Raw genomic sequence first — 19,659 nt, forward strand, 5'->3', positions numbered from 1 at the left:
TCATAACCCAATGAATTACATATGTCTAAATTTGGCGAACTTATAGATTTAAAAATTCCGGTCTTACTGGATTTTTATGCTGAATGGAATGAGCAGTCTACTTCTATGCATCCTGTCCTAAGGGATGTAGCCGCTGCCCTAGGTGATAAGGGAAAGGTCATTAAAATAGACGTGGACAAAAATAAAGAGCTATCACAGGCCCTTAGAATCAAAGGGCTTCCTACCTTAATGATCTATAAAAAAGGGGAAATGGTATGGCGCCAAAGCGGAGAGCAAGATGCCAACACCCTTATTGGCATACTTAACGAATACATTTAACACAAACTTAATTTGTTGTAGAAACGGTATCTGGTTTGGCCATTGTGGCTGAGTCCATGGGTACGGAATCTATCAGGTCTGGATCTTGTTGTATGGGAGCCTCTTCCATAAGGTTGTTATCCCCAACAAAATGACGGAACTTATCTATGTATTCATTGAAAATTAAAGTTTCCTTTTCGGCCATTTCCCTATCATCATTATCGATAAGGATATCGATATTTCTTCTATAACCTTCCATGTCGGCAATAATATCATCAATATTTTCATATTGCTGGTCTAAGGCAAGACCAGCATAATAATCCAATCTTTCTTGGTATTTTTTCTTTAACTGTTGAAATAGATCTCGACCTTTTGAGGTTTCGCCCACCTTGTAGTACCCATCTGCAAAGGGTTCTACAAAGGCATAGAACCCAAAATAATCCAATGGCATATTGTCCATGGCAATATCTATTATCTCTTTTGCCTTATCAATTTTGTTTTCGTTGATCAAGGTTTCCGTTAGTCGCGCTAGGTTACCACGGAAAGAAAGTCCTTGCGTACGGGTTTGGGGGTCATGATAAATTTCTGTACTCCCAGAATTTCCCCAATCCCACTTCTTAACAATATCGTACATAAGATCACTATCTATACGCCCCATTTCATAACTGCTCCTATTCTTTGTTTTTATGGGAACCAGCTTATAGGCCAATCCGTCCAATTGCAAGTAGTCTTTCATCCAAATGTACTCTGCCTTATCAAAACTACCTCCAGAGAAATAAATGGGACGCTTCCAATCATTATTAGCAATGATATCGAGCATCAAAATCCTATTTTTGGGCAATGCACCTTGGGGGAGGTCAATATCGATAAAATCCAATATCAATGCGGTGTCCTTTTCTTTTACCAAACCACTTTTTAGTACGTTTTCCTTGTTTACTGGGATTCGTATTTTATTGGTGGGGTAGTATACAATATCTAAGTTGCTTTCGGAATATTCTCTAAGATCTGCCCCCTGTTTTTGTAGTAAATGTTTAAACTTGGTCTGTGGCTTATCACTAGCCACCCAGTTCATAAAGTCTTTTATATCCCAACGGCTTTCGGTAATACCCTGATAGTAAATGGCATCTCGAGATCCCCAACGGTACAGTTCATGGGTGAGTTGGGAAGGGATAGGGTCACTTCCATAAGCCTTTTTCTTCATTTGGTCTATGTACCAATCGGTAGCGAACAGGCTGGTATTTATTACACGTACATCGGTCCTGTACCCTTCAATTTCCTGTGCGTACCAAAGCGGAAAGGTGTCATTATCCCCAATGGTAAATATCATGGCTCCTGCGTCTTCCTGACAGGAGTCTAGGTACGCTTTGGCCGTAGATCGTGCGGTAAACCTATTGGACCTGTCGTGATCGTCCCAATTTTGATAAGCCATTACCGCGGGTACTGCCAAAAGGCAGACAACGGTAATTAAGGGCGCCAATATTTTGGGGGTCAATAGTTTTCGGAATTCATCGAAGAGTCCGTAAACGCCCAACCCTATCCACAAGGCAAAAATGTAAAAAGATCCCACTAAAGAGTAGTCCCTTTCCCTGGGTTGAAAAATGTAGGGATTGGTGTAAAACTGAATGGCAATGCCCGTAAACATAAAAAACACAAAAAGAACCCAGAATTGCTTGGGGTTTTTGGTGATTTGAAATATTAAGCCTATAATTCCCAAAATTAAGGGTAAGAAGAAATAGGTATTTCTGCCCTTGTTGTTTTCAATATCGCTGGGAAGATTTTCTTGGCTTCCAAGGCGCATTTCGTCAACAAAGTTAATACCGCTTAGCCAATTGCCATTATCGTTGTACCTACCTTGGACATCGTTTTGTTTTCCAACAAAATTCCACATAAAATAGCGCCAGTACATGTATCCAAACTGAAACTGGAACATGTACTTTACATTTTCCCATACGGTGGGGGGCTGTACTTCCAAATACTCACTGAACCGCCTTAAAAAACCTACATATTGCTCTTCGTCTATTTCGCCATTGGCATATCCTTCTTTGAGTTGGGCAATGGCTTGTTTTAGTTCGTCGTTGGATTCTTTCATCTTAAAATCCAGTGCCCCAAAATAGCGCATGTAATTCTCTGCGTGTTGGTCGCTCCACATACGCGGTAAAATCCCCACATGTTTCTTGTTGGGCCCTTGCAATGCGTCTTCGTAATTATTTACGATTACGTACTTACCCAATTTTTTGTCTTTTTCGTATTTAGGTTTCTCATCGATGTCTTCGCCTCTGGGAGCAAAAAGATCGGAGTAATAGGCGCCGTAAACAGGGCTATCCACCCCAGGATATTGTTCCCTGTTGTAGTAGGCCAATAGCGATCTTGCGTCGGACGGATCATTTTCATTGATCACTACATTGGCATTGGCCCTAACGGGCAACAATAACCAAGAGGAGAAACCTAGGAATAAGAACATGGTACAAAGTACTATGGTATTTGCGGTCCTAAAGTCGTTTTTCCGGGTATAGCGCAAGCCGTAATAAAAAGCGCCCACAAAAAGAAGTCCCATAATCACGGAACCCGAATTAAAGGGCAGGCCTATGCTGTTGATAAAGAAAACCTCGCTCCATCCAAACAGCTTTAGCACGTAGGTAAGCGAAAATTTATAGACCAACATTAAAATGGCCACAACGGCCGCATTAGCTATCAAAAAGTTTTTTACGGTTGTTGTCTTGTATTTCTTAAAATAGTATAGCAAACCTATAGAAGGGATCGCCAAAAAGCCCATGAATTGGATTCCAAAAGTAAGGCCAACAACAAAAGAGATGAGTACTAGCCATTTATTGCCCCGTGGAGTATGCAGTTCATCAACCCATTTAAGTCCCATCCATAGTAACAATGCCATAATAAAACTGGCCATGGCATACACTTCCGTTTCTACGGCATTGAACCAAAAACTGTCGGAAAATGTAAATGCCAGTGCCCCTACGAGCCCACTACCGAATACGGCAATAGCTGTGCTATTGGAGATGTTTTCTTTGTTGGGAATGAGTTTACGTGTAAGGTTAGTAATTGTCCAGAACATAAAAAGTACGGTAAACGCACTAGATACTCCGGAGACGTAATTTACCATTAAAGCAACCTGATCCGCCTCTAGGGCAAACATGGCAAAAAAGGCTCCTATCATTTGTAGCAAAGGAGCTCCGGGAGGGTGCCCAACCTGTAATTTGGCTGAGGTAGCGATGTATTCGCCGGCATCCCAAAAACTGCCCGTGGGTTCTACTGTTATCCAGTATGTGATCAGGGCAATAAAAAAAACGACCCACCCCAACAAGGTGTCCCATTTTTCGAAGTTTTTTGAAAACATGCAGTATGAAGTTTATCCGATGGGGCGAATTTACTAATTTAAATAAAAAGTGAACGCCCTTTTAGGAAAACCTTTGCGATTAAAATATTTAGATTAAGTATTGGTGCAAACAAAACTTTATTATAAATTTGCACGCTCTTTAGCAGTATTGGCCTATGGTGTAATTGGCAACACAGCTGGTTTTGGTCCAGTCGTTCTAGGTTCGAGTCCTAGTAGGCCAACAGAGCAACAAATGATATCCCTGTATGAAAATGCAGGGATTTTTTATTATAGGTATATGTCTTCTTTCGCCCTAAGGGAGCCATACGGACAATAGCAACTTCCGATGAAGCTCAAATGAAGAGCGTCTGCAAGACCCTATCCCTGTTTCCTCCAAACCATGACTTGATGGCACATAAGTAAGTAGAAACCCACATTCTCTCAGGTCTCAATGGCTATCGAGAGTAACTAGTAGTGGGGATGAGCAAGAAAAAAGATAAGAAGTATGTTTTTTTCTTTGACGGATGATCGGTGATAGGTTTTCTTCTCCCAAGTATAGGAGCGGAAAGTTTCGAGCGGTACCATTACGCCTTGGCGTAATGGCGAAGTTTCCAATCCGGTTTTGTGCCAACAAAAATACCTGTGGGAGAAGTGCCCTTTTTGCATTCCTTTTTGGGCAATCAAAAAGGAATAGCGAATGATTATCAGTAAGCAGAGCAAATAAACAATAAAGCAAAAAGCTATGACGTAAGGTTGTAGCTTTTGTATTTTTGAGTCATGAGCAGATTATAAATTTAATCATCTGTGACACGTGGAGCTAAAAGGGGTTTCTTAGGTAGGGCACTCGTCACATATAAGCTTTAGCAGGAGTCCAGCTTAAATTTTACAGTAAAAAAAGATAAAGAAATTAAACTATCAAATTATGAGAATTGTGTTATTTATTTTCTTGATTTGTTCTTCTTGCAATTCACAAGAAAACAAGTTAGAAGGTATTATAGGGAGTTGGTATCCAGTATTCGAAAAAGATCATTCCGAAATATATTTTGAGGTGTACATAGGAACCAACTATATTTATTATTTTGTAGATTCAGGAATGTTGCCTAGAAAAAAGGTTGTCATAGATGATGGATTACTTTTTATTGAAAATAAACAAAGTCAAGAGTTGGAAGAAAAAGGTAAAATTTATGTATCTAACAATCAGTTGATTATTGATAGGTCAGGTGAGAGAACAGTTTTTGCTAAATTAAATTCGAATGTTACATTGGAAGATATATGGAATGAACAGGCGGGTCCAGAAAGCTATCGAGTGTCCTATGCGAACAGAGAATATATTTGGAAAAAAGAAGAATAGTTCTCGCTGCCGCGAGAGTAAATGTTCCGCTAGTCTCAGCCGAAGGCGAACAGGTTTGAACAGTGGCGGTCTTTAGCAAGAAAAAAGATAAGAAGTATGTTTTTTTCTTTGACGGATGATCGGTGATAGGTTTTCTTCTCCCAAGTATAGGAGCGGAAAGCTTCGAGCGGTACCATTACGCCATGGCGTAATGGCGAAGTTTCCGATCCGGTTTTGTGCCAACAAATATACCTATGGGAGAAGTGCCCTTTTGCATTCCTTTTTGGGCAATCAAAAGGAATAGCGAATGATTATCAGTAAGCAGAGCAAATAAAAAAAGCTATGACCCGGCGTTTCCGTTTTTTATGTTCCGGAATATTTGGTTAAATAACGACTACGGACTGCTATTATTCCTCGCGTAACGCATTTACGGGGTTTCGGTTGGCAGCCCTTATGGTCTGACTTCCAACGGTAAACATGGCCACTACCATTGCCGTGAAGCCCGCACCAATAAAATACCAAATCCGAAGCGGTATGCGGAATGCAAAACCAGATAACCAATTGCTGGTAACAAGATACGCCAAAGGCAGCGCTATTAGTATGGATATAAGAACCAGTTTGGCAAATTCATTAGATAGCATTAGGGTTACCTGGGTGCTGGTCTGCCCCAGAACTTTACGTATACCAATTTCTTTTCTGCGCCGTTCCCCGGTAAACGCCGCTAGCCCAAATAATCCTAAACAGGAAATAATAATGGCCAATCCTGCAAAATACTTAGATAGGGAAGATACTTTTTGCTCTGCGTGGTACAATGCTTGGTAGTCCGCATCCAGAAATTTAAAATCAAACGAAAAACCGGGGTTATAGGTCTGATAAAAATCGTTAAGTTTCTCTAAGGTTTCCGCGGTCGTTTCTGGTTTTAGCTTAATCAAGACCTTATCGGCATCATTGGGTAGCAACCTAAAAAAAAGCGGTTTTACTTCTTCATATAGCGATCTAAAATGAAAGTTTTTGGTTACTCCAATAATTGTCATCTCTGTGCCCCAAATAGTTACCTTTTTACCGATAGGATCTTCTAGGCCCATGGCGTCGATAGCCGCCGCATTATAAATTATGTTCGAAGTATCATTGCCAAAATCCTTGGAAAATGTTCGCCCTTCCTCCATTTCTATTCCAAGCAACTCAATAAGATCATAGCTAATACCCAAATTTGAGAAAGGAATACTAACATTGGGATCTTTGCCTTCCCAATTGAAAGTACCTTGGGAAATACCGGTATCATCTACAACACTTCCCCACATACCCGAAGCATGTGATACCCCAGGTATTTTTCTTGCCTCAGCAAGAAAAGTTTCCAGATGGTCCGTTACCTTTCCTTTGATGGTAAAATAAATGATGTTATCACGGTCATATCCAAGATTTTTGGTTTGGGTAAGTACTATTTGTTGATATACCACCAATACAGATACAATGAGTATTATCGATAAGGTAAATTGAAAGACAACCAATCCCTTACGCAGCCATAGCTCACTTAAAGACCTGTTGATTTTTCCTTTTAGTATTAAGGCAGGGTCAAATCCGGAAAGATATAGGGCAGGATAGCTGCCCGCAACGAGTGCTGTAAGCAGGGTAATGGCGGCAAGTAAGAGTAAATGGTTAAGATTATAGACCAACACTATTTCTTTTCCTGCAATTTCATTGAATTGCGGTAGCAGAAGTATAACAAGTCCTATGGCGACCAATAATGACAGTAGGGCCAAGACTAGAGATTCTCCGAAATATTGAAAAATTAGTGCCTTTCTGCTTGCACCCATAGTTTTTTTAATACCCACTTCCTTTAGTCTCCTAGACGCCCTGGCGGTAGATAAATTGATGAAATTAATACAGGCAATGATCAGAATAAAGACAGCAATAAGGGAAAACAGCCATACATAATCAATTCTACCTCCTACAATTTTGCCATTTTCGTACCTACCGTGGAGGTATTTATCCGAATAGCGTTGTACCATTAGTGTTGTAATGGAATGTTCCCATTTTGTACGTATAAATCCCTCAATTTTCCTGTTAAAATCCTTTAAGTGTGTTCCTGGCCGGAGCATTAAATATACTTTGGCCTGGTGGTTGCCCCAATGTACACTATCGCCCAATAGATCTTCATAGACGGCAAACGGAACCACAAAATCAAATTGGTCGGTGGAATATGCAGGGAGGTCTTTAAAAATACCGGAAATAGTGTATTGCATTTTATGACCCTCATATTCCCATTGCAAGGTATTACCGATTATATTTACGGTAGTATCGAACAATTTCAAAGCCATGGATTCGGAAATTACAATGGCGTTTTTGTCCCTTAAAACTTGTTCCTCGCTCCCCTGTAATAGTTCATAAGAAAATATTTTGAAGTAATTTTTGCCCGCAAACCTTCCGGATGCGTTAAAATGCTTGTTTTGATGTGAAAGCGTAAAGACATCTTCTACCCAGGATGCATTTACGGCATAGGCCACTTCGGGCATTTCTTTTTCAAATGCAGGTGCCAGAAGTACGGGAGCCTCCCTCCATGTGGCAATACCCTCATCGGTATGGTGATTGGTCAATACCTGGTACAACAAGCTGTCATTTTTATGAAACTTGTCTACTTTCAGTTCATCACTTGCCCAAAGGTAAACGAGTAATACACATGCAAGACCTGTGGAAAGGCCAATAACATTTATTAAAAAAGAACTCTTATGCTTTTTTAGGTTCCTGAAGAAGAGTAGAAGGTTATGCCGTATCATAATAGCTTTTAAGTGTTTTTATGGATCGTATTGATCTAATTCACATAAAACAGAATCCCATAACGATCCATTACATTGTTAAAACACCACCGAAGACCATGCCAAATTTTTAAAATACTGTAAATCAAATTTATACAACTAAAAAAACACCAATTAACAATTTCTAGTGTTAAACATTTGTACACGTTTTGTCCAATAAATTTACATTTTAAAAGATTGTTCAAAGTACCCGGTTCCAAACACGCTTCTAGGTTACATCTTGTCTTTTGGCGATCAGCTCCGTATTAGATCTAACTGAATGTTTGCAGGTTGCAATGTACCATCGTCGTTAAAATCAAATTCTGCAGGACCCCCAATAGTCATATTGTTGCTGCCTTGGATAAAGTCTATTCCAAAAAAATCGTAATCTTCCGGTGCGTCCCCATCAAAACTAACCACCAAAATATCGATATCAATACACAGGTTACCAGATGAGGTATCATTGGGTTCCCCAGCTTCTAAAATGCTTAGGGTAAATCTTCCGTTAGACTGGATGGATAACGTTGCGCTACCTCCTTCGGCCACAATATCTACCTCCTGTACAGGGCCTGTTGCCGTAAGGCTAAAAACTGCCCTGGTGGCGGTCCAATTGCCCGAAATATCCGAAACCGAGAAATTTGCACCCGTTAAGGAACAATCGGGACCTTCGGATTCATCACTCCTGCATGATGAAAGATTGAAAAAGAGAATGAGGAAAAATGTAAGATAACATCCGTATCTTATATTTTTAAGGCGAGGGTAAACGGTTTTACTTTTCATTTTGATAGAATTTAATTACTAAATAGGACTACCGGATATACTGAGAAAACTATCCGGGGATATCTAGTCTAAAAGTAATGGAGGGGAAAACAAGGTATTGATGCTGATGTTTCAGTTTTTGCCACCTAGGTTACATTTACCTTTTAATGCGATGTTTTACTGCCTTTAGGGCCTTTTAAGTAGAATTATATCTGTTTTTGGTACAATTTCCGCTTTATACTATCGGGTACCTCGCATATTGGCGTTTTTTAACCTTTTTATGCCAAATTTTACTTTAAATTAGTACAAGTGTGTAAGAACCAACGAACTAAAACATGAAAAAGGTTTTACTTTTTTGTCTTGTTTGGAGCTATTGCTGGCAAGGCTATGGACAGCTAAGAACAAAGATCGATAGTTTGTCCCAAGTATTGGAAAAGGGTTCTATAAATGATACTACCGAGGTTAAGCTACTTTTGGATATTGCCAACGCCTACCGGGGGATAAGTCTGGATACATGCTACCTCTTTGCCCAAAAAGCCTATAGCCTGGCTTCTGCCAAAGGTTACGACTACGGTATGGCTTCTGCCGATAAAATAAAGGGCACCTATTTTCTATATACCGGGATTACGGATAGCACCATTTACTATTATGAAAAAGGTCAGGAACTGTTCCGAAAACTGGGCGATTTGGATGGTGTGCACGACATAAATTACAATTTGGGCCTTTTGCACGCTTCTATTTCGGAATACCAAAAGGCATTGGCTTACTACAATGAGGATTTTGAGTATAGAAATCAGATTGGGGATACACTCGGTATTGCAGATGGGTACCTAAATAAAGGGGCCGTTTACTTATATCAGGGAGACAATAAAAATGCCTATAAAAACCTTGTGGCCTCTATTCCTTTCTTTGAGCAAGCAGGAGATTTTCTATCGGTGGCGAAGGTAAATTTTAATATTGGTACCATACAATGGAATTACAGCAATTACGATCTGGCCCTGAACGATTTTTTCTCTTCTTTGGAGGTTTTTGAAAAAGAGGGCGACCAATATCTGTTGGCCAGCTGCCTGGAAAATATTGCCGGAGTCTACGAAAACATGGAGAATTATGAAAATGCCTTAAAATACTATAGAACATCCTTAAAACACAGCGAAGCTTTGGGAGATGCCAGACTCACCGCCTCTAATTACCATAGCCTGGGTGTGGCAATGGATAAGTATGCGCAGCGAGATTCGGCTTTTTATTATTTTGATAAAAGTACTGCACTATCCGAAGAGGGCGATTTTAAAGATCTGTTGAGTTTAAATTACCACAGTCTTGGGGTATTGCACGGCAGTCAGGATCCTACAAAAGGCATTGGATTTCTAAACAAGAGTATTTCCATTAAGAAAGCCATCGAGTTTGATGAGTTTAACGTAGCTACATCCCTCCACGAACTCGGAATCATTTATGCAAATCAGCGGCAATATGTTAGGGCAGAAGATGCTTTTGAGGAAGGATGGAAGGTCTCTAGACAAACCGATTCCAAAGAAATAAAAAGCAAACTGTCTTTTTCGCTCTACAACCTGCACAAAGCAATAGGCAACAGAACTAGGGCTCTTTCCTATCTAGAAGAATATACTGCACTCAGGGATAGTATTTTTGATGAAGAAACCAGTAAAAATATTGTAGCTAGGGAAATACAGTATGAAACGGCAAAGAAAGACCAGCAAATACAATTACTGTTCAAAGAAAAAGAATTGCAAGAGGCCGAAGTGACCGCCAAGCAAGCTGTAATTGAACGAAGCGATACCCAAAGAAATCTACTCCTATGGGGTATTGTCTCCCTAGTTGCAATTTCGCTGCTGTTGTTTCGGAATTACAACATTAAGCTTAAATCCAGGGCACTAATCAATAAAAAACAAAAGGAGTTTGTTAATCTAAGATCGCGGTTTTTCGCCAACATTTCGCACGAGTTTCGAACTCCCCTTACACTGATCCTTGGTCCCTTAAATGAGCTGTTGTCCACAAAGCAGAAAGATCAGGCGCTAAAACAAAACTATCAATTGATGAGGCGCAATGGGGAAAGGCTGTTAGATCTGGTAAATCAGCTTTTGGATCTCGCCAAGCTAGAAGCGGGTAATATGCCACTGCATGTAAAAGAAGACGAGCTTAGCACTTTTTTAAAAGCACAGGCCGCATCTTTTAGTTCCCTTGCGGATTTTAAAAAGGTGAAACTGGACATTGCCATTGCACCGGAAATAGGTTTGGGTTGGTTTGATGGCGATGCACTGGAAAAAATTATAAACAACTTGTTGTCCAACGCTTTCAAATTTACCGAAGAAGGCGGGGAGATTCATTTTAGTGCCTCGTTAATATACCCAAAAAGTAATACAGGTAAGGGGAAAGGCAATTCATTAAAAATAGCCATAAAAGATACCGGAAAAGGAATACCGGACTCGGCACTGGACAAGGTATTCGATCGGTTTTATCAGGTAGATGGTTCGCCTCAAAAGGAAAAGGCCGGTACAGGTATTGGTTTGGCCCTGACCAAAGAATTGGTAGAATTGCATCAGGGAACCATTGCTGTGGCTAGTAGGGAAGGAGAGGGGGCCACGTTTACAGTTGTTCTGCCCATAACCAAAGAACAGTTTAATGAAAAAGAGGTCGTTTTTGTCCATTCACAGCTAGCAAAGGCCAAGAAGGTATCCAAAACCAACTATTCCGAGATCCCCGCGAATACCGGAATGGTACGGATCAATACCAAAGGGCTGCCCCTGTTGCTTGTGGTCGAAGATAACGATGATGTAAGGGCTTACATAAAAAAACAACTTTATACGGAATACGAAATTACGGAAGCAGTAGACGGGGTATCGGGTTTTGATTTGGCCCAAAAGAAAGTTCCCGATCTTATAATTAGCGATGTAATGATGCCCGGGATGAGTGGTATATCGCTTTGCGAAAAACTAAAAAAGGACGAAAAAACCAGCCATATTCCCGTAATATTGTTAACCGCTTTAGCTTCGCAAACTTCCAAGCTTGAAGGCATAGAAACCGGTGCGGACGATTATGTAATTAAACCTTTTGACAAAGAAGAACTTAGGGCCCGGGTAAAAAACCTCATAGACCAGCGACAATTGCTACGCGAAAAATACAGTCGCCAACTTACATTGCAGCCCAAAACCCTGGCCGTTACTTCTATGGACGAACGTTTTCTAGAGAAGGTGATCCGTGTCTTGGAGTTGCGGCTAGACGATTCGTCTTTTAGAGTTGAAGACTTGGCAAAGGAGGTGGGAATGAGCCGTACACAGTTGTTTAGAAAAATTAGAGCCTTAACAAATCAGTCGGCCCAAGATTTGATCAGGGATTTTCGGTTAAAACGGGCTGCGCAGTTGTTAAGGGATAAGGCTGGGAACATATCTGAAGTGGCCTATCAGGTGGGGTTTAACAACCTCTCCTATTTTACAAAACGATTCAAGGAATTATTTGGGAAGACCCCATCGGAATACGCGGCTTAATTTTTTCTCTTACGTATGATTTCATAATCGTAACAAAGTAGTAGTTTTTTCATCTTTAGGAAAAGATGACCAATGAAAACCAACACCCGAAATTTGATTGTAGTAGCTAAACTATTTTTGTTTCTTTCTGTATTTGTAATACCAGTCCTTGGATGCAAGGAACAAAACCTCAAGAAGAACGATAAACCAAAGGCGCAGGAGGTAATTGAAATTGGAACTCCCGATGCAGTAGGGATAAACGCCGCCATACTTGCGGATATGGAAAAGGAAATTATCGCAAATACATATCCCAATATCCATAGCGTGCTAATTTCTAAGAGCGGTAAGTTGGTCTACGAAAAGTATTTTAAGGGCGTGGATGAAATTTGGGGAGATAGTCTGGGTATGGTTCAACATAGCCAAGAGCGGCTCCACGATGTGCGCAGCATATCCAAGTCTATAGTTTCGGCTTGCGTGGGTCTGGCCATCAAGCAAGGTAAGATTGAGGATGTAGATCAAAAGGTATTCGATTTTTTTCCCGAGCACTCGGTTTATAACGTAGGCCTAAAATCAGATTTAACCCTAAGACACTTGCTTACCATGACTTCCGGATTGGAATGGAACGAAGATGTGCCCTACTCCGACCCCGAGAATAGCGAAATAAGGATGACTTCTAGCCCCGACCCCATGGAATATGTGTTAAGCAGGCCTATGGAAATAGCACCGGGAAAAGTATGGAAATACAATGGCGGAACAACACAATTATTGGCCGCTATCATTAAGAAAACCACGGGATTAGCTGTAGACGAATTTGCAGGAAATTACCTGTTTGGCCCCTTGGGGATCGAAACTTTTGAGTGGACCACCTTTCCGGGAACGGAAATGCCGGCAGCAGCATCGGGACTTAGGCTTAGATCGCAAGATTTGCTAAAGTTTGGGATACTGTATGCACAAAACGGACAGTGGGAGGGAGAACAACTACTCCCCGAAGCCTGGATAACCGCATCCATGAAGTCGTACGTTAAGTTTGGCCGCAATAACAATGTGGGTTACGGGTATCAGTTTTGGATATTAGACGCAAGCACTATAGCGGAAAACCAAAATCACCCTTTAGTTGCTGCTTTTGGCAATGGAGACCAGCGGAATTATTGGGATCGCCCTAACCAATTGATTGTAGTAACTACCGCAGGCAATTATAATCAATGGACCATTAGAAAGAATTCGGAAGCACTTTTAAAGGACTATATCTACCCTTCCTTTCTAGATTAACGAGTTGCCAGTATTTATTCGCTTGGCGTATGGTTTAAAATGGTAAGGTATTTTGGCCATGGGCCAACGGCTTCCTTATATTGCTTTGCCATTACCCTAGAAATTTGGGCAATATGCCCCAGATCGTGTACCACCCATGCCGATAGCAATTGGCTTAAGGTTACGGGGCCAAACTCTGGGTGTACTCCCGTACGTTCCAGATCTTTTGCGGCAATGTTTTTTGAACGCAGCAAACTTAAATTGTCCGTACGCAAGGTTTTAAATTCCGCAAGCAAGGCCGTTAACGTTTTACCCTTACTATTTTGGAACTGGGCAAACCTATCAAAAGGCTCAAATGCTTTATTGGGTTTATCGCTCAAAATTATCTCAGTTCTAACCATCCAATCGGTTTTCTCGCCATGGATTAGATGTCCCAGGACATCAAAAGGGCTCCAACTGTCATTGCCCTCGTTTTGGTGTGTCCATGCCATAGTTAAATCTTGGAGTAATGTCTGTAGTGTAGCCGGAGTCCGTTCTAAAACGGAAATGGCATCGTTGAGTTCAAACTTCATATTCAATCTTTGTTAAAGGTTTTATTTCGTAGTATTTAAGAGCTTGCTTCCATGGCCAAAGGAAGTATTATTTTTCTTCAAACAGTAACCAAACATTGGGGTCTAACATTACCTTATCTGGCTTGGTTTCCACAAGAATCTCAAAGGTCTTGGATTTACTACTTACAGTTACGGTCTCGGTTTTCGTATTATCGCCATGGACTATGCCAATATCGATAGGAAATTGGAATACATGATGGTCTTGCACCTGTTTAACGGTTAGGGTAAGTTTTCCTTTTTCGTAGTTCCAATTCCACTGTAGTTCCGGATATCCCTTGGTAAATATCCATTGCTGAAAAAAGCTTGTCAGGTCCTGTCCGGAGACTTCTTCCATAACCTTCCGAAAATCGGAGGTCATCACATTAGAATTTTCATAGGTCTTATAGTATGCCCGTATGCCCTTCCAAAATAGATCGTCGCCCAGCCTATGTCTTAGCATATTGAGTACCCAGCCTCCTTTTTGATAGGTATTGGTGCTTAGTACCTTCATGGGATCCGTAATGGTACTGTCCACAATGGGTGCCGGATTGGTCTTGTAATAGTCTATAATCTGTTTTCGATCTAAAAGCAGTTCTTCCTTTCTCTTTTCGTGGCCATAGACGTTTTCCTGATAGAGAATTGCAAAGTAGGTGGCAAAGCCCTCGCTTAACCAAACGTGGTTCCAACTGTTCTCCGTTGCGGAATTTCCGAACCATTGATGCGCAATCTCATGGGCAATTAATCCTTCCACAGTGTTTTTCCCTGTTACGGAATTTTCAAAGTAGGCGATGGTTCCGGCATTCTCTAATCCGCCCCACTGCGTTTTTGCCTGCATATTGGCCAACTTGTCATAGGCATAAGGCCCTATTTGCTCCACAAAATAGTTCAGCACATTGGTAGCTACAGCATAATCGGCAAAACCATCCAACCTGTTTTCTGGGTAGACCCAGGCCGTTACGGGTATTTCCCCCACCATACCCAACAACTTGGTTGCAAATTTGGTAACCCCAATGGTTACCACCTTCATTGCTACCGGGGAAGAAGATTTATAGCTGGTGAGCTTATAGCCATTTCCGAGGTTACTTTCTTCTATTTTTTTACCGGTAGCCACCACATCATAATGATCGGGAGCGGTAATACGGAATGCTACCGTGGCCTTATCATAGGGATGATCTACGCAAGGAAGCCAATGCCTTGCCAGATTGGGCCAGTTGTCGCCAAAGAAGGAGCGCTGTCCAAATTTTGTGGTGTCTATAACCAAGCCCCTCTCGGCAATACCATTATATTGTACCTTATAAGTTCTGGTTTTGGATTCGCCCAAAGATGGTGTTATCAAAATCTTGTTGTTGGCGTATTCATAGGCAACCTTCACGTTGTCTTCGAAAATTCCGGTGAGTTCCATACCGTATTCCCCAGATTTACCAACGAGGTCCAACGCAAATTTTTCTGGTTCATCCTCAAAATCCAAAGTAATCAGTGTTTCACCAACAATCTCATTGTTAGTGTCATTCAGGGAAAGACCAAACACGTAATTTTGAACATTAACCGACTCATTTCTTTGGTAAGCATCTTGCGCAATTACAGCTTGTAAGCTAAATAATACTGATGTTGTTAACAGGGAACAAATTTTTCTCATTTCTATTCTTTGGTTCTGGCACCTATCTACTGCAAAGTGTTCTAGGTACGTTTAATTTAAATTGTTGCTTCACGTTCATTATTCCACAATAGTTTAACACTTACCCATTTAAAATACCTCCATCAATATTAATGGTTGTGCCCGTAATCCAAGCGGCTTCATCGGAGGCTAAAAACAGGGCTAAATTGGCAATATCTTGCGGTGTTCCGAGTCTTTTGAGAAGGGTGGCGTTTCTAGCTTCGTCCACTGCCTTTTCGGGTTCTTTAAAAGCGGATACCGAATTCCGTAATAATGGTGTGTCTACCGGGCCTGGGCAAATGGCATTTACCCTTATTTGTGGGCCGTAGTCCACTGCCATTTGTTTCATTAGTGCTACCGCTGCAGCTTTGGATGCGCAATAGGCGGGATGATTGGGAAAGCTTTTAAAGGCTGCAATAGATGCATTTATAGTAATGGAAGCACCCTCACTTTTAATAAGTTCTGGGATTGCATGCTTACAGAGATAGAATATAGAACTTAGGTTGGTGTCCAGAGTTTTTTGCCACAACGAAGGTGATAACTCCGTTACCGACCCTAGACCCAAAATTCCGGCGTTGATAGATAATATATCTATTTTGCCAAAATTGGCGAGTGCCTCTTGTACCAATCGTTTGTTTTCTTCAGGATGGCAGATATCGCCTGCTACAAAAACAATGTTGGGATTAATAGGTTTCAAAGCCTTCACCAATGCTTTTCCCCGATCAACATCCCTTCCGGAAATCACCAATGAGGCCCCGTGGTCTGCAAAAATCTCCACAATACCCCTGCCCATACCACTAGTGGCGCCGGTAACTATAGCAACTTTGTTATTCAGTTTTGTTGACATTCAATATTATTAAAGCTTATTTTTTTCGTTCATCTAGAAACTTTTCCCATTACGCCGAAAGCTAACAATGACTTGGTGTAGAATCTCCTACTGTTCTTCCTCAAAATTGTTCAAGTTTTGAGTGTCAAGGTCAATGGGGGCCGATTTTTCTTCATCATAAGCTTCTTCCAGAGCCTCGTATTCCTCATCCACTTCGTCCAGGATCGTATTCATTTTCTTCTTGTCCTTTATCATGGCCCATGTCATTATTAAACTGGTTCCAATAATTACGAACAATAAGATACCGGGTTCAAAGGTGGTAATTTGGGCCTGTGCAGGAATTGCGTAGAACAATAATACCGTTATAAGCCCTCTGGGTGCTATAAAAAGTTGGGGTAAAATATCTGCCCCAATGAAAGTCCTAAGGATAACAAAACGGATGGCATAGATTGATATGATGATAAGCAGACTGATTAAGGCAACGCTAAAACTAAAAAGCGAGGCAATGGCGATGGTTAATCCAAAAATAACAAAGAAGAACGTACGCACTACAAAAGCTGTTTCTAAAGTTACTATATGCAGCTCATGATAAATTTGCTGTGCTTTACCATTATCTAAAAAGTGCGATAATTTTCCGGCAAAGAACAATTTCATGTTTGCGATTACCAGGCCAAAGATTAAAATGATCAACAACGAGGACAAATGCAATTGCTTGCCTATGGCGTATAACAATAGCAGTACGGCAATCAATAAAAACAATTTGGCCTGACTCTTTATTTTCTGAAAGATTAGAATAATGGCATAACTAGCAATTAAAGAAATTATAATGGTAAGTAAAATATTCAACGCAAAACCACCTGCTCCGGACCCTTCCCCGGGATTAAGTTTTCCCACTAGGAAATAGAACATCATAATCCCCATAATATCGGAGAAAGTGCTCTCATAGATATGGAACTCCTTTTTATCCTCCCGTAAACTGCTTACACTCGGAATGATAATGGCGCTAGAAAGTATGGATAAGGGGGTAGCATACAGCCAAGCAGAATGCATTGTAATTTCCGGAACCAACATAAATAATATTAGTGCGGCCACCCAAGCAGATGCAATAAGACCTATTAACGCTATGGCCATAGATTTTAAAATGGGTACCAGCTTTTCGCGTTTAAGTTTAAGTTCCAACGCGGCTTCCAACACAATCATAATAAGGCCTATGATTCCCAAAACCTCCAGGGCAGGAAAGAAGTCTACCTGTTCCGAGGTAAAGTATTTTAAGAAAAACTGTAAAATAACCCCCAATACAATGAGCAGTAATACGGAAGGAATGTTGGTCCGTTTAGAAATACCATTGAATAAAAAGGATAAAATTAGAATTATAGATGCCTCTATAATAAGGTTGTACGACGAAAAAACTTCCATAAGCCGGCTGGTTATATAACTTGTAATTAAGACAAGCGGATTAAAATTACTACTAAATCATGGATTTTTGGACCCCCGTGGCCTTAATCTTGCACCCAAGGTGGTAACATCGTAAAATCATTATGTGAAAAAAATAAAAAAGTTGTATATTTGCGCCACTGAAAGGATATATAAGTATTCATGAGGGGACAATTTAGTCCCCTCTTTTATTACTTAACATTATGTTGAAGGAGAAAGTTATAGCACTTTTGGATGAAGCTCTAGCGGAAAACGAATCGCTTTTTTTGATTGATTTTTCCATCTCGCCTCTTAATCAAATCAATGTAATTTTGGATGGCGATCATGGGGTTACGCTTCAAGATTGTATGAATATTAGCAGGGCTATTGAACATAATTTGGACAGGGAAGAGGAGGATTTTTCCTTGGAAGTTGCCTCTGCCGGTGCAACAGCTCCTATGGTGATGCCCCGTCAGTACAAAAAGAATGTTGGTAGGAAGATAGAGGTAAGAACGGAAGTAGAAAGTTTGGAAGGAAACCTAACTGCCGCAACACAGGAATATATTACCTTGGAATGGAAGACCAGAGAACCCAAGCCGGTAGGTAAGGGAAAAGTAACAGTACAGAAAAAACAAGAAATTGCTATTTCTGATATTAAGGAAGCAAAAGTTGTATTAAAATTTTAATTGTAATTCAGAATGGAAAATATTGCGTTGATCGAGTCCTTCTCGGAATTTAAGGATGATAAATTCATAGACAGGGTAACGCTAATGGCGATTTTAGAAGATGTTTTTAGAAACGCCCTTAAGAAGAAATTTGGTTCGGACGAGAACTTTGATATTATCATTAACCCCGATAAGGGAGATTTGGAAATATGGAGAAACAGGGTTGTTGTAGAAGATGGTGAAGTAGAAGAACCCTTGGAGGAAATATCACTTTCAGAGGCACAAAAAATTGAGCCAGATTTTGAAGTTGGCGAAGATGTTTCGGAAGAAGTAAAGTTGATAGATTTAGGACGAAGAGCCATACTGGCCTTACGTCAGAATCTGATTTCCAAAATTCATGAGCACGACAATACAACGATATACAAACAATTTAAGGATCTAGAAGGGGAAATTTATACGGCAGAGGTACACCATATTAGACATAAGGCAATTATTCTTTTGGATGATGAAGGCAACGAGATCATTTTGCCCAAAGACAAGCAAATCCCTTCGGATTTTTTCAGGAAAGGTGATAATGTTCGTGGAATCATAGAAAGCGTAGAGCTAAAAGGGAACAAACCGGCGATAATTATGTCTAGAACTTCCCCATCTTTCTTGGAACAATTGTTTTTTCAGGAAATTCCGGAAGTATTCGATGGTTTAATCACCATTAAGAAAGCAGTTCGTATCCCGGGTGAAAAAGCAAAGGTAGCGGTAGATTCTTATGATGATAGAATTGACCCGGTAGGAGCTTGCGTTGGGATGAAAGGATCTAGGATACACGGTATCGTAAGGGAACTGGGCAATGAAAACATAGATGTGATCAACTGGACCAACAATCCACAATTACTGGTGACACGTGCTTTAAGCCCGGCAAGAGTGTCTACCGTAAAGTTGAACGATGAAAAAATGACCGCACAGGTATATTTGAGACCGGAAGAGGTTTCAAAAGCCATTGGTAGAGGAGGACACAATATTAGGCTTGCCGGCCAACTGACCGGTTATGAAATCGATGTGTTCAGAGAAGGCGTGGAGGAAGATGTGGAGTTGACCGAATTTTCGGATGAAATAGATGCTTGGATTATTGAAGAGCTTAAGAAAATAGGAATGGATACGGCACGGAGTGTTCTAGAGCAAGATGTTAACGATCTAGTTAAAAGGACCGATTTGGAAGAGGAGACAATTTTGGAAGTTGTACGCATCCTAAAAGCAGAGTTTGAAGATTAAGCTATATATTAG

At 40.7% G+C, this 19,659-nt stretch carries 13 protein-coding genes and 1 tRNA gene; 7 read left to right on the forward strand and 7 right to left on the reverse strand.

The genetic code is table 11. The features are described from left to right. Window positions 1-21: 21 nt before the first annotated feature. A complete protein-coding gene (locus ACEQ81_RS06530; RefSeq protein WP_411030045.1) occupies window positions 22-318 on the forward strand; it encodes a thioredoxin family protein in 297 nt (98 codons plus the stop codon). Window positions 319-325: 7 nt separating this feature from the next. On the opposite strand, the gene ACEQ81_RS06535 is transcribed toward ACEQ81_RS06530, so the two are convergent. Further along, window positions 326-3,649, reverse strand: coding sequence for a DUF2723 domain-containing protein (locus ACEQ81_RS06535; protein WP_411030046.1), 3,324 nt, complete (start codon window positions 3,647-3,649; stop codon window positions 326-328). Between the two features lie 149 nt (window positions 3,650-3,798). Between ACEQ81_RS06535 and ACEQ81_RS06540 the strand changes: the two genes are divergently transcribed. After that, a tRNA-Gln gene (locus ACEQ81_RS06540) sits at window positions 3,799-3,870 on the forward strand. A 680-nt stretch (window positions 3,871-4,550) separates the two neighbouring features. After that, a complete protein-coding gene (locus tag ACEQ81_RS06545) occupies window positions 4,551-4,979 on the forward strand; it encodes a hypothetical protein (RefSeq protein ID WP_411030047.1) in 429 nt (142 codons plus the stop codon). A 386-nt stretch (window positions 4,980-5,365) separates the two neighbouring features. Here the strand turns inward: ACEQ81_RS06545 and ACEQ81_RS06550 are convergent, their stop codons facing one another. Further along, window positions 5,366-7,732: an ABC transporter permease gene (locus ACEQ81_RS06550; protein WP_411030048.1), complete on the reverse strand. Its 2,367-nt coding sequence runs from the start codon at window positions 7,730-7,732 to the stop codon at window positions 5,366-5,368. A 273-nt stretch (window positions 7,733-8,005) separates the two neighbouring features. Further along, the gene (locus tag ACEQ81_RS06555) at window positions 8,006-8,530 is read right to left on the reverse strand and encodes a hypothetical protein (protein ID WP_411030049.1); all 525 of its coding nucleotides are present in this window, start codon (window positions 8,528-8,530) and stop codon (window positions 8,006-8,008) included. Between the two features lie 314 nt (window positions 8,531-8,844). Here ACEQ81_RS06555 and ACEQ81_RS06560 point away from each other — a divergent pair, with 314 nt between their 5' ends. Beyond that, window positions 8,845-12,006 (forward strand): response regulator, encoded by a 3,162-nt coding sequence (locus ACEQ81_RS06560; RefSeq protein ID WP_411030050.1) that lies wholly within the window; start codon window positions 8,845-8,847, stop codon window positions 12,004-12,006. Window positions 12,007-12,078: 72 nt separating this feature from the next. Then, window positions 12,079-13,254 carry a serine hydrolase domain-containing protein gene (locus ACEQ81_RS06565; protein ID WP_411030051.1) on the forward strand — a complete coding sequence of 392 codons (1,176 nt, stop codon included), beginning with the start codon at window positions 12,079-12,081 and terminating at the stop codon, window positions 13,252-13,254. Window positions 13,255-13,268: 14 nt separating this feature from the next. Here ACEQ81_RS06565 and ACEQ81_RS06570 read toward each other — a convergent pair whose 3' ends face one another. From ACEQ81_RS06570 to ACEQ81_RS06585, 4 genes are all read right to left on the reverse strand, one after another. Next, the gene (locus ACEQ81_RS06570; RefSeq protein WP_411030052.1) at window positions 13,269-13,805 is read right to left on the reverse strand and encodes a DinB family protein; all 537 of its coding nucleotides are present in this window, start codon (window positions 13,803-13,805) and stop codon (window positions 13,269-13,271) included. A gap of 67 nt (window positions 13,806-13,872) precedes the next feature. Further along, window positions 13,873-15,459: a M1 family metallopeptidase gene (locus ACEQ81_RS06575; RefSeq protein ID WP_411030053.1), complete on the reverse strand. Its 1,587-nt coding sequence runs from the start codon at window positions 15,457-15,459 to the stop codon at window positions 13,873-13,875. Between the two features lie 100 nt (window positions 15,460-15,559). Then, window positions 15,560-16,324: an SDR family NAD(P)-dependent oxidoreductase gene (locus ACEQ81_RS06580; protein ID WP_411030054.1), complete on the reverse strand. Its 765-nt coding sequence runs from the start codon at window positions 16,322-16,324 to the stop codon at window positions 15,560-15,562. A gap of 87 nt (window positions 16,325-16,411) precedes the next feature. Next, window positions 16,412-17,719 (reverse strand): cation:proton antiporter, encoded by a 1,308-nt coding sequence (locus ACEQ81_RS06585; protein WP_411030055.1) that lies wholly within the window; start codon window positions 17,717-17,719, stop codon window positions 16,412-16,414. Between the two features lie 221 nt (window positions 17,720-17,940). On the opposite strand from ACEQ81_RS06585, the gene rimP reads away from it, so the two are divergent. Then, window positions 17,941-18,402 carry a ribosome assembly cofactor RimP gene (rimP, locus tag ACEQ81_RS06590; protein WP_411030056.1) on the forward strand — a complete coding sequence of 154 codons (462 nt, stop codon included), beginning with the start codon at window positions 17,941-17,943 and terminating at the stop codon, window positions 18,400-18,402. Window positions 18,403-18,414: 12 nt separating this feature from the next. Next, window positions 18,415-19,647: a transcription termination factor NusA gene (nusA, locus tag ACEQ81_RS06595; protein WP_411030057.1), complete on the forward strand. Its 1,233-nt coding sequence runs from the start codon at window positions 18,415-18,417 to the stop codon at window positions 19,645-19,647. The last annotated feature ends 12 nt before the right edge of the window (window positions 19,648-19,659 follow it).

The sequence above is a fragment of the Spongiimicrobium sp. 3-5 genome, from assembly GCF_046557915.1.
In the GTDB taxonomy this organism is placed as follows: Bacteria; Bacteroidota; Bacteroidia; order Flavobacteriales; family Flavobacteriaceae; genus JBHEBG01.